The organism is Alkalihalobacillus pseudalcaliphilus, assembly GCF_028610675.1.
In the GTDB taxonomy this organism is placed as follows: Bacteria; Bacillota; Bacilli; order Bacillales; family Bacillaceae_D; genus Alkalihalobacillus; species Alkalihalobacillus pseudalcaliphilus.
Window position 1 is genome coordinate 320923 of record NZ_JAQQWS010000003.1, and the last position, 12373, is coordinate 333295.

At 40.8% G+C, this 12373-nt stretch carries 12 protein-coding genes and 1 riboswitch; all 12 genes read right to left on the reverse strand.

Going from position 1 to position 12373, the window contains the following annotated elements; all coding sequences use genetic code 11:
* Positions 1-58: 58 nt before the first annotated feature.
* The 12 genes from purF to PQ479_RS09990 all read right to left on the reverse strand — a co-directional run bounded on the left by purF (position 59) and on the right by PQ479_RS09990 (position 12288).
* Positions 59-1471 (reverse strand): amidophosphoribosyltransferase, encoded by a 1413-nt coding sequence (gene purF, locus PQ479_RS09935; protein WP_047990032.1) that lies wholly within the window; start codon positions 1469-1471, stop codon positions 59-61.
* Positions 1447-3675, reverse strand: coding sequence for a phosphoribosylformylglycinamidine synthase subunit PurL (purL, locus tag PQ479_RS09940; RefSeq protein ID WP_047990033.1), 2229 nt, complete (start codon positions 3673-3675; stop codon positions 1447-1449). Before purL ends, purF begins: the two co-directional genes overlap by 25 nt.
* Complete coding sequence (gene purQ / locus PQ479_RS09945) at positions 3659-4342, reverse strand: phosphoribosylformylglycinamidine synthase subunit PurQ (protein WP_047990034.1); 684 nt, start codon at positions 4340-4342, stop codon at positions 3659-3661. The genes purL and purQ overlap by 17 nt, the downstream gene beginning before the upstream one ends.
* Positions 4339-4590 (reverse strand): phosphoribosylformylglycinamidine synthase subunit PurS, encoded by a 252-nt coding sequence (gene purS / locus PQ479_RS09950; protein ID WP_047990035.1) that lies wholly within the window; start codon positions 4588-4590, stop codon positions 4339-4341. Before purS ends, purQ begins: the two co-directional genes overlap by 4 nt.
* 422 nt (positions 4591-5012) lie before the next feature.
* Positions 5013-5726 carry a phosphoribosylaminoimidazolesuccinocarboxamide synthase gene (gene purC, locus PQ479_RS09955; RefSeq protein ID WP_047990036.1) on the reverse strand — a complete coding sequence of 238 codons (714 nt, stop codon included), beginning with the start codon at positions 5724-5726 and terminating at the stop codon, positions 5013-5015.
* Between the two features lie 165 nt (positions 5727-5891).
* On the reverse strand, positions 5892-7190 hold the full coding sequence (purB, locus tag PQ479_RS09960; protein ID WP_047990037.1) for an adenylosuccinate lyase: 1299 nt from the start codon (positions 7188-7190) through the stop codon (positions 5892-5894).
* A gap of 38 nt (positions 7191-7228) precedes the next feature.
* Positions 7229-8344: a 5-(carboxyamino)imidazole ribonucleotide synthase gene (gene purK / locus PQ479_RS09965; RefSeq protein WP_047990038.1), complete on the reverse strand. Its 1116-nt coding sequence runs from the start codon at positions 8342-8344 to the stop codon at positions 7229-7231.
* Positions 8341-8826 carry a 5-(carboxyamino)imidazole ribonucleotide mutase gene (purE, locus tag PQ479_RS09970; RefSeq protein WP_047990039.1) on the reverse strand — a complete coding sequence of 162 codons (486 nt, stop codon included), beginning with the start codon at positions 8824-8826 and terminating at the stop codon, positions 8341-8343. Before purE ends, purK begins: the two co-directional genes overlap by 4 nt.
* A 605-nt stretch (positions 8827-9431) precedes the next feature.
* A riboswitch (purine riboswitch) is annotated at positions 9432-9533 on the reverse strand.
* 73 nt (positions 9534-9606) lie between these two features.
* Positions 9607-9816, reverse strand: a complete 210-nt coding sequence (locus PQ479_RS09975; protein WP_047990040.1) for an NETI motif-containing protein — start codon at positions 9814-9816, stop codon at positions 9607-9609.
* A gap of 81 nt (positions 9817-9897) precedes the next feature.
* On the reverse strand, positions 9898-10467 hold the full coding sequence (locus PQ479_RS09980) for an isoprenylcysteine carboxyl methyltransferase family protein (protein ID WP_273716961.1): 570 nt from the start codon (positions 10465-10467) through the stop codon (positions 9898-9900).
* Positions 10464-11561, reverse strand: a complete 1098-nt coding sequence (locus PQ479_RS09985) for a type III polyketide synthase (RefSeq protein ID WP_047990041.1) — start codon at positions 11559-11561, stop codon at positions 10464-10466. Before PQ479_RS09985 ends, PQ479_RS09980 begins: the two co-directional genes overlap by 4 nt.
* Before the next feature lie 94 nt (positions 11562-11655).
* A complete protein-coding gene (locus PQ479_RS09990; protein WP_047990042.1) occupies positions 11656-12288 on the reverse strand; it encodes a pyridoxamine 5'-phosphate oxidase family protein in 633 nt (210 codons plus the stop codon).
* Positions 12289-12373: the final 85 nt, after the last annotated feature.

A 12373-nucleotide genomic window follows, 5' to 3' on the forward strand; every position in this document is an offset into this window, starting at 1 on the left:
TAATTGCCTCCTAAAAATCCGTTCTTTCAATCTATGACTTCACCGCGAAGAATAACCTTTATACTTTTGCATGTGGATGTAATGTATCTGAGTAAATCTCTGTTGGATATTGCCCTGTAAAACAAGCTAAACATTGCCCGCAATTCGACTCTTGTTCAGAACGACCAATACCTTTCATCAACCCTTCTGTTGATAAAAAGGCGAGCGTGTCAGCCCCCATCATCTCTCTCATTTCTTCGATTGAATACTGGGAGGCAATTAACTCCTCGGTTGTTGACGTATCGATCCCATAAAAGCAAGGATTTTTAATGGGGGGTGAACTAATGCGAACATGAACCTCTAATGCCCCTGCATCTCTTAACATTTTGACAATTCTTCGGCTCGTTGTACCTCGGACAATTGAATCATCGATCATCACAACACGTTTCCCTTCAACAACACCGCGAACAGCAGAAAGTTTCATTTTCACCCCTTGCTCACGTAATTCCTGTGAGGGCTGAATAAAAGTACGACCAACATAACGATTTTTAATCATTCCGAGCTCATAAGGAATCCCTGTTTGTTCCGCATAACCAATCGCAGCTGAAATACTTGAATCTGGCACACCTGTAACAACGTCAGCTTCAACCGGCGCCTCTAAAGCAAGCTGCTTCCCTAAGCTTTTCCTTGCTGTATGCACATTAATCTCATCAACATTGCTGTCAGGTCTCGCAAAATATACATATTCCATCGAACAAATAGCTCGTGCTGATTTATTAACAAAACGTGTGGAACGTAAGCCAAACTCATCGATAATGACAAGCTCGCCTGGTTCAACCTCACGTTCAAAAGTCGCTCCAATCACATCAAACGCACATGTTTCAGAAGCAACAACATAGGCATCCCCCAAGCGACCAAGTGATAAGGGGCGTAATCCATTTGGATCAAGAGCAACCATCATTTGCCTTTCATTCATCACAACAAAGGCATAAGCTCCTTTTAACATGGCTAACGCATTCCTCATTTGGTCCTCTAAATTGTAAAAGCCACTTCTTTTAATTAAATGCGCTAACACTTCTGTATCGGAGGTTGATTGAAAAATGCTTCCTTGAGCCTCGAGCTGACGTTTCATATAATTGGCATTCACTAGATTACCGTTATGAGCAATCGCCAAGCTTCCCGTTTGTGAACGAAAGAGGAGAGGCTGCACATTAGCCAAGCCTCCACCACCTGCTGTTGCATATCGAACATGTCCGACAGCGTGATTGCCTTGAAGTTTCGTGAACGTGTCGGGATTGAATACATCATTCACAAGCCCAAGCCCTTTGTGAATTTTCAAATGCTCACCATCTGAAACAACGATACCTGCTCCTTCTTGACCACGGTGCTGTAAACTGTGAAGCCCATAATAAGTAATCTGTGCAGCATCTTTATGTCCCCATACACCAAAAACGCCACATTCTTCGTTTAAGCCTTTGATTTCAGCAAACATGGAATAGCTCCTCTCCAAGCCTTCACAATTTCCTCTTGTGTCACATCAATAATGGGACTATTTGTTTCATCTTTTATGACTAGTTGAGCCGTATCCGTAACAAGTCCAATCTGTTTAGCCTCTGGAATGACCGCTTCAAAATCTGCACGATTCTCTGGGTTGATTGTCACAATAAAGCGAGATTGAGACTCTGCGAATAAAGCACTTACTGCTTCACCTTTAATTTGTACTTCTGCCCCCACAGATCCTGATGTCATTTTTTCAGCCAAAGCAACACTTAACCCGCCTTCTGCAACATCATGGGCAGAAGCAACAAGTTCTTGTTGAATGGCCGACAATAATTTGGCCTGCCTTTCTTTTTCGACATTCAAGTCGATAGCTGGGGCTTTCCCACTAATTTTTCCATTTAGCATTTTCTGTAGCTCACTACCACCGAATTCACTCTTTGTATCACCTATTAAATAAATAATGTCGCCGCTATTTTTAAATGATTGAGTCGTAATATGCTTCGTATCCTCAATTAAACCGACCATACCAATGACTGGTGTCGGGTAAACCGCTTCTCCATTTGTCTCGTTATATAAAGAAACATTCCCACCGATCACAGGTGTTTCTAACACACGGCAAGCCTCACTCATACCATCTGTCGATTTTTCTAATTGCCAAAAAATTTCAGGCTTATCAGGACTCCCATAATTCAAGCAATCTGTTAATCCAAGTGGAACTCCTCCAGAACAAACAATATTACGGGCTGCTTCCGCGACAGCAATTTGGCCACCTACTTCAGGATCAAGATATAAATAGCGAGAGTTGCAGTCTGTCGTCATTGCTAACGCTTTTTTCGAATCACGAATCCGTACAACAGCAGCATCCGATCCTGGACTAACCACGGTGTTCGTTTGCACCATATAGTCATATTGCTCATAAACCCATTCCTTGCTTGCAATGGTCGGTTGTGCTAGCAGCATAAGTAAGGTTTCTTGTTTATCTGCAATAACAGGTAGCTCTGGTTCTAACTTTTGAAACTCTTGATAATAGGCTGGTACGCTTGAAGGTTTATGATAGACTGGTGCATCCTCGGCTAGTGCATCTACCGGGATCTCACAAACGACTTCACCCTGATGGACTAAACGCAATGTTTTATCGTCTGTCACATGACCGACTTCTGCCCAAAGTAAACCCCAACGCTCAACAATCTCCTTAATCTCATCCTCTTGCCCCTTCTTGACAACGAGTAGCATTCTTTCTTGTGATTCAGACAGCATCATTTCATAAGGTGTCATCCCTTTTTCACGCTGTGGAATGAAATCAAGATTCATCTCAATCCCGGAACCTGCCTTACTTGCCATTTCAGCGGATGAGGATGTAAGACCTGCTGCCCCCATATCCTGAATCCCTACTAATGCCTCACATTTAACAAGCTCTAAACATGCTTCAAGTAAAAGTTTTTCCATAAATGGATCGCCCACTTGAACTGCTGGTCTTTTTGCCTCTGAGCCTTCACTTAACTCTTCTGATGCAAAGGTGGCACCGTGAATCCCATCACGTCCCGTGCTAGCTCCTACGTACATGACGGTATTACCTACACCTTTGGCCTGACCTTTTTGAATATCCTCATGATTAATTAACCCTACACACATCGCATTCACGAGTGGATTTCCGTCATAGCATGGGTCAAATTGAACTTCACCACCAACCGTTGGTACACCTACACAATTTCCATATCCAGCAATACCCGCAACGACTTCTTCAAATAAATAACGAACCTTTGGTGAGGTTAACTCACCAAAACGTAAAGAGTTTAATAACGAAATTGGACGAGCTCCCATTGAAAAAACATCTCGTAAAATACCACCGACACCTGTTGCGGCACCTTGGTATGGCTCAATTGCTGAAGGGTGGTTATGGCTCTCAATTTTGAATACAACGGCTTGTTCATCACCGATATCAATAATCCCCGCTCCTTCTCCAGGCCCTTGTAATACTTTTTCTCCATCAACGGGGAACTTTTTGAGTAATACCTTCGAGTTTTTATAGCTACAATGCTCGGACCACATTACCGAAAAAATACCTGTTTCTGTATAATTCGGGGCACGACCTAAAATACTCTCGACTAAGCCAAATTCCTCATCTGTTAAGCCCATACCTTGATATAATTTCTGCTCTTTCACTTGCGTTGCTGTTGGCTCAAGCTGTTGTAACATGAGATTCCCTCCAATTTCGTAACATCGATTGAAATAATTTTAAGCCATCATCACTTCCTAGTAATGCTTCTACCGCTCTTTCAGGATGCGGCATCATACCAAGGACATTTCCTTTTTCGTTCGTAATTCCTGCAATATGATTACGAGAACCATTAATAGCATCTACATATCGAAAGACGACTTGATTATTTTTTTCGATAGTTGCTAACGTTTCTTCGTCACATTCATAATTGCCCTCTCCATGAGCAACTGGAATGGTAACTACTTCACCTTTAGCGTAACCAGTCGTAAATAAAGTTTCATTGTTCTCCACTTGTAATTGGACCGGGCGGCAAATAAATTTTAAGCCTTCATTCCTTTTCATAGCACCTGGTAATAGACCCGCCTCTAGCAAAATTTGAAATCCATTACATACACCGAGTACAGGTGTACCTGCTTTGGCTGCTTCAATAACCGCGTTCATGACCTTTGAAAATCTTGCAATCGCACCAGAACGTAGATAATCGCCATATGAGAATCCACCAGGTAATAAAATACCATCAAATCCATCTAAGGAAGCTTCATCATGCCAGACGTATTCAACCTCTGCTCCAAGTCCATCCTGAATAGCATGGAACATATCTGAATCACAATTGGATCCAGGAAAAACGATGACGGCAAACCTCATGACGGCACAACCTCCTCAACTTCAAAACGATAGTCTTCTATAACTGTATTAGCGAGGATTTTTTCACACATTTCTTTCACACGCTCTTCAACATTTGCTGTTTTCTCTACTTGCAATTCTAAGTATTTACCAATACGTACATCTTGAACTTCTTGATAGTTCATCGTGTGAAGAGCTCCTTTAACAGCAACCCCTTGTGGATCTAGTACACTCTCTCTTAATGTAACAAACACTTTTACTTTTAACATGAATGAATCCTCCTAATAGGTTTGTATAAAGTTGCTTGGGTGCGATAGTTTGTGCCTTGAAGTTAGCTGGTCATTTATTTTGCGATAGATGACTTTAACAGAATATTGCTACCCTTTTGTTCACTCGTAACCCCGCGATTCAGCGTTTGCTCGGGCTTTCTCTCTTTTTCTGCTCGCAACCCAGCGATTCCACATTTGCCAGGAATTGCACTTTTTTTCTCCCGTACCCCCGCGATCGCTCATGCTTGCACTCTCTTTTTCCTTCAATAAACCGTGCCCTCGGTTTTAACGAGGCTCTTTACACACTCACATCTCCAAGTATCCCCATACTTATGAGTAATTCTCATCCATTACACGCGATAATAATCGTACATCTCCTGCTACCAAAGGGTTTTAACCCTTCTTCTAGACAAGGTCTCCGATTACGAAAACTGTGTTAAGCGAGTCAGGATTTCTGAATAACCTTCTTGTAAGCTACCTAAATTACGTCTAAATAAGTCTTTATCAAAACGTTGATTCGTTTCTTTGTCCCACAGTCTACACGTGTCAGGTGAAATTTCATCTGCTAGTAAAAGTTCACCTGATTGGGTACGACCAAATTCAAGCTTAAAATCTACTAATCTAATTTGAATATGAGAGAATATCTCGATTAAATGTTCATTAACGGCTAATGCCATGTCCTTTAATTTTTGTACTTCAGCATCCGTAGCAGCTTCCAAAAAGTCAATATGTGCCTCTGTGATAAGAGGGTCCCCCAATGCGTCGTCCTTATAGTAGAACTCAACGATTGGTTTTCGTAAAAAGGTCCCTTCTTTTACTCCAAGACGTTTTGACAGACTTCCTGCTACGATATTTCGTACAACAACTTCGAGCGGAACAATTTCCACTTTTTGAACAAGCTGTTCCACTTCCGACAATCGTTCGATAAAATGGCTCGGAATGCCTCTTGTTTTCAACTGAGTAAAAATGAGTGTAGAAATTTCATTATTTAAACGAGCTTTCCCCTCAAGCGTATCTTTCTTTTCCCCATTAAAAGCTGTTGCATCATCTTTATATTGAACCCAAAGGACATTTTCTTGCTCTGTTCGATAGATTTTCTTTGCTTTTCCTTCATATAAAAGCTCTAGCTTATTCATCATGTCCCTCCGCATTTACGTAAAAGTTTAAGTTATTACGAGCATTCTTTCGACACTGTCAATTCCGAAAATTCAGTATATATTTTTATGATTTGATATCGATTTTAATCGAGCGGGCTGACGATCATTCCGTCTCATCATACCCGCTCTTAACAGCTCTTCTATTTATTTATCCAGGTCTAATCGTGTAAAAATCGTGTCGACATGTTTTAAATGATGCTCATAATTAAAGCAGTCTTCAATTTCTTCAGCTGATAATACGGAAGTGATCTGTTCTTCTGCCTCAATTAATTCGCGGAATTGAACACCACGCTCCCACGCTTCCATCGCCTTCGGTTGAACAAGGTCATATGCTTCTTCACGAGCAAAGCCTTTATCGATTAAAGATAGGAGAACACGTTGTGAATAAATTAAACCATACGTTCTTGTCATGTTTCGCTTCATGTTATCTGGGAATACCGTTAAGTTTTTAACGATGTTACCAAATCGATTCAACATATAATTTAAAGCAATCGTTGCATCGGGTAAGATAATTCTTTCTGCAGATGAGTGTGAAATATCACGCTCATGCCATAACGGTACATTCTCATAAGCAGTAAGCATATGACCACGAATGACGCGGGCTAAACCTGTCATATTCTCTGATCCAATAGGGTTTCGCTTGTGAGGCATAGCGGATGAACCCTTTTGACCTTTGGCAAATGCTTCTTCAACCTCGCGTGTTTCACTTTTTTGTAATCCGCGAATTTCTACTGCAAATTTTTCAATAGATGTCGCAATTAATGCTAAAGTTCCCATGTAGTCAGCGTGACGATCACGCTGTAAAGTTTGTGTTGAGATCGGGGCAGCCTGTAGTCCTAATTTTTCACAAACGATTTGCTCTACGGCTGGATTAATGTTGGCATATGTACCAACTGCCCCAGACAATTTTCCAAAGCGAACACCTTCTGCTGCCGCTTTAAAACGCTCAATATTGCGCTTCATTTCCTCATACCATAAGCCTAACTTCAAACCAAATGTTGTTGGTTCAGCATGGACACCGTGGGTACGCCCCATCATAACCGTGTACTTATGCTCGATAGCTTTATTTTTAATAACGTCGAGGAATTTCTCTAGGTCCTGTAATAAAATTTCATTGGCTTGCTTTAATAAATAAGAAAGAGCTGTATCGACAACATCTGTTGACGTCAATCCGTAATGAACCCACTTTTTCTCTTCGCCTAATGTTTCCGATACTGCACGTGTGAAGGCAACGACATCATGGCGAGTTTCTTGCTCGATTTCTAAAATTCTATTTACATCGAAGCTGGCATTTTCACGGATTTTTTGAACATCCTCTTTAGGAATTTCGCCTAGCTCGGCCCAAGCCTCACATGCTACAATTTCTACTTCTAACCATGCTTGATAACGGTTTTGCTCCGTCCAAATTTTGCCCATTTCTGGTCGTGTATAACGTTCAATCATCTTAATTCCTCCCATTAACTATGTACGTACTTCATCTATTATGAGCGTTCATCCATTTTTTGCAACGCTTCTTCGATCGTTTTACCCATTACGGTTAAATGTCCCATCTTTCTTTTCTCTTTTACTTCCACTTTCCCGTATAAATGAAGTTTGATGTCTTTTAATTTCCAACGTTCTTCTAATAATGGTGCTAGATCCTCACCTAATAGATTCTCCATCACAACAGGCTTGTGTAAAGTTGTTTCACCTAATGGCCAACCACACACTGCTCGAATATGCTGCTCGAATTGCGAAGTTTCGCATGCTTCGATTGTATAATGTCCCGAATTATGAGGTCTTGGCGCTAACTCATTCACATATAATGTGCCATCTTTTCCAACAAAAAATTCGACCGCTAACGTTCCAACAAGTTGAAGCCCCTCTGCTATAGTCAAAGCAATCTCTCTTGCTTGAGTTTGTATTTCTTCTGAAACACGTGCAGGGACAATGGAGCGATATAAAATATTGTGGCGATGGATATTCTCGGCAACCGGGAACGTTTTTACTTCTCCTCGAGTCGAACGCGTGACAATCACCGAAACCTCACATCGAAAATCAATCCATGCTTCTAATACGAGTTCCTGATTTTGCACCCAATCCGATGCTACTTCTCTTAATTGCTCTTCATGCCGAACAATGACTTGGCCCTTTCCATCATAACCACCTGTGCATGTTTTGAGCACAGCCGGAAAGCCGATTTTTTGAGCAGCAGCTTCCATATCTTCATTTGATAAAATAGCTGCATGTGGAACGACAGGCATACCAAGGGCTGCAACTGTTTGCTTTTCCTTTAAGCGATGCTGGGTCACTTTTAACAATTGGTCACCTTGAGGAAAATCACATTTCCGTGCAATCCACGCTGCCGTCTCTTGGTCAATATTTTCAAATTCATATGTCACAAGATCTGACACATCTGCAAGCAATTTTGCTCCTTCTAGATCATCATACGCTTTTTCTATTTGAACATCTGCTACCTGCCCACATGGTGAATCAGGGTTGGGCTCTAACACCGCAATACGATAGCCCATTTGTCTAGCAGATAGTGCCATCATTCTCCCTAGTTGTCCGCCACCAATAATTCCGATTGTTGCTCCTGGCTGTAATGGTTGCTTCATAATGTGTCACTACTTTCTAAAACTTGTTGCTTCGTTTTTTGACGACGTTCTGTTAGTCGTTCAGCTACTCCATCATCAAAAGCACCTAAAATTTCAGCCGCTAATAGTCCTGCGTTTGTCGCACCAGCGTTTCCAATTGCAACGGTCGCTACAGGTACCCCTCCTGGCATTTGCACGATTGAAAATAAAGAATCTAAGCCTTGAAGTGCTTTCGATTGTACAGGAACACCGATAACAGGTAATGTTGTTTTCGCTGCAACCATACCAGGCAAATGCGCTGCACCACCTGCACCAGCGATTATGACTTTAAGACCGTTACCCCTTGCTTCTTCCGCATATTGAAACATGAAATCAGGTGTTCGATGTGCAGATACCACCTTCTTTTCATAAGGAATCTCTAATTCTTCTAAGACATGACACGTGAGCTTCATCGTTTCCCAATCTGACGTACTTCCCATAATGACACCGACAAGTGGCTTCATGAACATCTCTCCCAAAGGTTTATTTCATTCTATAAAGATAGTAGTTTATTAGGCTATTGCTACTTTACTTGGTAGCTTTTTAATTTCATCTATTTTGATTGAAAGTGATACTAATGATTGGGTGCGGATTTCTACTTACCGCTACAGAAAATCATACTCCGAGACAATCACGTGGCGCTGAGCTAATCGGCGAAGCCAGCGGATCTCAGCTCTACCACTACGTCCCACGGGAGTCCCGCATGACTCGCCCGCTGGGGGCTGCTCATTCTCAAGTACAAATTGCCTTCATTAAAAAGAAATAACAACAAAAACAAAGTGAATGAAAAGCCACCAAGCTAAAGTCAATATCCAACTTTCGTGTTTGTTGGTGACAAGTTGCTCAGCAAGTCATCATAGAAGTTTTGTATGAGAAGTGTACGAACCAAGAAGCTTGCTCCAACCCAAGAAATGAATGACCAATTAACCTCAAGGCACAACCCATCTCCCCTAAGTAATACAAAAAAAGCATAGAATTAGACCCTTTATCATCGATAATTTCGAGAGAAAGTAAGCTAATTCTACGCTTTTAGGCAGACGGAAATCATCTAAATGCTTCGTTAAGATGATAGTGTCAAACTTCCCCTCATAGTCTAACGATTTACGGTCATTAGGTAGAAACTTTTGGGCCTTATCCCCAGGATTATATGAGGTAATTTCGTATTTATCTTGTTTTCACCTTCATCTTACAAGTAACACATTAAAATGTCAACGAAAAATCGAACGTTTTGATCAAAACAAATTTTATCGTTCGCCTTCTACTAATATTCCTTCAAACATAATTTGTTGTTTAAATGGTTCGTAGTGGACATTTTGTCCTTGTTTCTCCTCAGAGAATACAGGTTTTTCAATTCGTCTCACTGGTTGATAGCCTTCTTTTGCCATTCTATCGAGACAATCTGAAATGGTTTCCCCATCTTGTACTTCAAATCGCATTTTTTTCTTTTTACTCATGTTATTATCTCTGCCTCACCTTCATGAAATGCCTATTGCTTATCTATCTATTGTAGTTCCCATACTTAGAGCTGACAACACCTACTCGGTCTCAGATGGGCGAGGTATAAAACGATTTCGTTTTTCAAACACATCTTGATAATTGGTATCTGCCTTTAATGCCCTCTCTTCAGACTTGATTCGAATCGAAAGAATGAGCAGATTTAAGCTAGAAAAAATGAGTGCCGTCCAATACGCCTGGAAAATGAGTGGCAAACATAATAGCTCAATGACGACAACAACATAATTGGGGTGCCGCATAAATTGATAAGGACCTTTCGTAATGACTTTAGCTCCTGGTAAAACAATAATACGCGTATTCCAATAACGACCGAGTGACGTAAGTGCCCAAATCCGAATCATTTGAGCAATAATGAATAAACAAAAAGGTACTGCCGCCCAACTAGTAAGCTGGGGTTGCTTCCAGACCATTTCTGCTATTAACGCAAAAAAGAAACCTATATGCATAAGAACCATGAAGGGGTAATGCTCTTTACCAACTTCAAAGGCCCCTTGTGCCTCCATCCACTTCTTATTTCGGTTAGCAATGACTACTTCAAATAATCGTTGCACCATAATACTACCTATAAATAAATAGACCCATACACTCAATGAATTCCACCCCAATTCAACAAGACAAGCTCAGAACAAAAGCCTGGACCAAGTGCCGCCATTAAGCCAACCTCTCCATGGTGTCTTTGTTTTTTCATACATTCCTCTAATACATACAGGACCGTTGGCGATGACATATTTCCGTTATAACGGAGTATTTCTCTTGCTTCTAGAGTTAGTTCTTGGGAAATGCCTAGAGCGGCTTCATACGCATCCAAAACCTTCTTTCCACCAGGATGAGCGACAAAGACATCAACTTGTTCAACCTCTAATCCCTTTTGGTGCAAAAACTCCTCCACATTTGGTTTAAACCAGTTCTGAACAACATGGGGAATATCTCGAGAAAAAACAACATGTAAACCTGAATCCTTCACATCCCACCCCATAATTTCCTCCGAATCTGGCATAAGTGTTGAATAGGAAGCAAGCATTCGTGGCCAGACCGGTATGTTTACTCGTTGCACAAGTGGCGAATGTTCACCGCAAACTAACGCACAAGCAACTCCGTCTGCAAAAAGAGAGGTTCCAATCAAGTTACTTTTTGTCCGATCATTACGCTGAAAGGTTAAGCTACATAATTCCACACAGCATACGAGAACGTTTTGCTCTGGATACGCCAAACAATATTCCATCGCTCTACTCATCCCAATGGCTCCACCAGCACAGCCTAACCCCCATAACGGCATTCTTTTCGTATGTGCTGAAAAAGGTAATTGATTCATGATTCTTGCATCCAGACTTGGTGTTGACATGCCTGAGCTCGATACTAAAATGAGTGCATCAATCTCACTAACCTCTACTTTTTCTTTTAAAAATTCATTACTTTCTAAGCAAGCTAGAATAGCCTTAACACTATAATCGACACCTAACTTAATGTATAAGTTATTTTTTTCTTCAAGACTATGGTCTTTTTCGAACCAATCCATCGGCATTGAGAAATAACGATTCTCAATTTGTCCATTTTGAAAAACAGGTAAAAGCCTCTGAATATCTGTGAAGCTTTCGCTAAAAAGCTCCTCAGCAAATTCCATCGTTAATTTTTGTGTCATCTTATGCGGTGGCTGATATGTGCCAACAGATAATATATGAACCATAACTAGCATCCCCCAAACTTCATTCAAGATAGTTTAGGTTTTCCATTTTTATGTAATTTATTCTTAATTTCTTCATCTATCTCTCATCTTATTATTAATAAAGTCTCTTTGTATAACTTTCTTTTAATCGGTCCCCTACATTCCTTTCGCTTAATCCCTCCATATTGGCATGGTCCTTCACGATTTTTGCTGCTGGTGCTACGTCAATGTCTTTAGACCAACTTTCTGGTTGCCATAAGTGAGAACGAATGATTGACTTTGCACAATGAATATAACACTCCTCAACGTCAACGACGATACCAACTGTCGGTACCTTTTCATTGACACTTGTATTCTTTAGGAGATCGTCATCGGCAATGATTGTTGCAACGCCATTGACTCGTAATGTTTCACCTAATCCAGGAATCAGAAATAAAAGACCAACATGTGGGTTAGCCATTATATTTAACATAGAATCCATTCTTTTGTTGCCTGGTCTGTCTGGAATTAAAAGTTGCTTCTCATTTAAAATGTGGACAAAACCTGGTCCATCTCCTCTTGGCGAAGCATCACACTTCCCCTCTGAATTTGCCGTAGATAATACGAGAAAAGGGGATTCTTGAATAAAATCAGTTACATGCTTATCTACGTAGGAAATTACTTTTCTTTTTACCATTTCACTAGGTTCACCGTTTAATTTGCGTAATTGCGCTTCCGTTGAAATAACACTCTTCCATTCCTCTTTCATTTTTCCTCTCTCCTTCACTTAGTTCTTTCAATTCTTACTATTTTAATAGTATGGATAATCACTCATTTATACAACCGATACGTAT

Excerpts from the sequence above, each read along its gene's own strand:
- purF (WP_047990032.1), bottom strand. The coding sequence starts at position 1,471 with ATGTTTGCTGAAATCAAAGGCTTAAACGAAGAATGTGGCGTTTTTGGT.
- purL (WP_047990033.1), bottom strand. The coding sequence starts at position 3,675 with ATGTTACAACAGCTTGAGCCAACAGCAACGCAAGTGAAAGAGCAGAAA.
- purQ (WP_047990034.1), bottom strand. The coding sequence starts at position 4,342 with ATGAGGTTTGCCGTCATCGTTTTTCCTGGATCCAATTGTGATTCAGAT.
- purS (WP_047990035.1), bottom strand. The coding sequence starts at position 4,590 with ATGTTAAAAGTAAAAGTGTTTGTTACATTAAGAGAGAGTGTACTAGAT.
- purC (WP_047990036.1), bottom strand. The coding sequence starts at position 5,726 with ATGAATAAGCTAGAGCTTTTATATGAAGGAAAAGCAAAGAAAATCTAT.
- purB (WP_047990037.1), bottom strand. The coding sequence starts at position 7,190 with ATGATTGAACGTTATACACGACCAGAAATGGGCAAAATTTGGACGGAG.
- purK (WP_047990038.1), bottom strand. The coding sequence starts at position 8,344 with ATGAAGCAACCATTACAGCCAGGAGCAACAATCGGAATTATTGGTGGC.
- purE (WP_047990039.1), bottom strand. The coding sequence starts at position 8,826 with ATGAAGCCACTTGTCGGTGTCATTATGGGAAGTACGTCAGATTGGGAA.
- PQ479_RS09975 (WP_047990040.1), bottom strand. The coding sequence starts at position 9,816 with ATGAGTAAAAAGAAAAAAATGCGATTTGAAGTACAAGATGGGGAAACC.
- PQ479_RS09985 (WP_047990041.1), bottom strand. The coding sequence starts at position 11,561 with ATGGTTCATATATTATCTGTTGGCACATATCAGCCACCGCATAAGATG.
- PQ479_RS09990 (WP_047990042.1), bottom strand. The coding sequence starts at position 12,288 with ATGAAAGAGGAATGGAAGAGTGTTATTTCAACGGAAGCGCAATTACGC.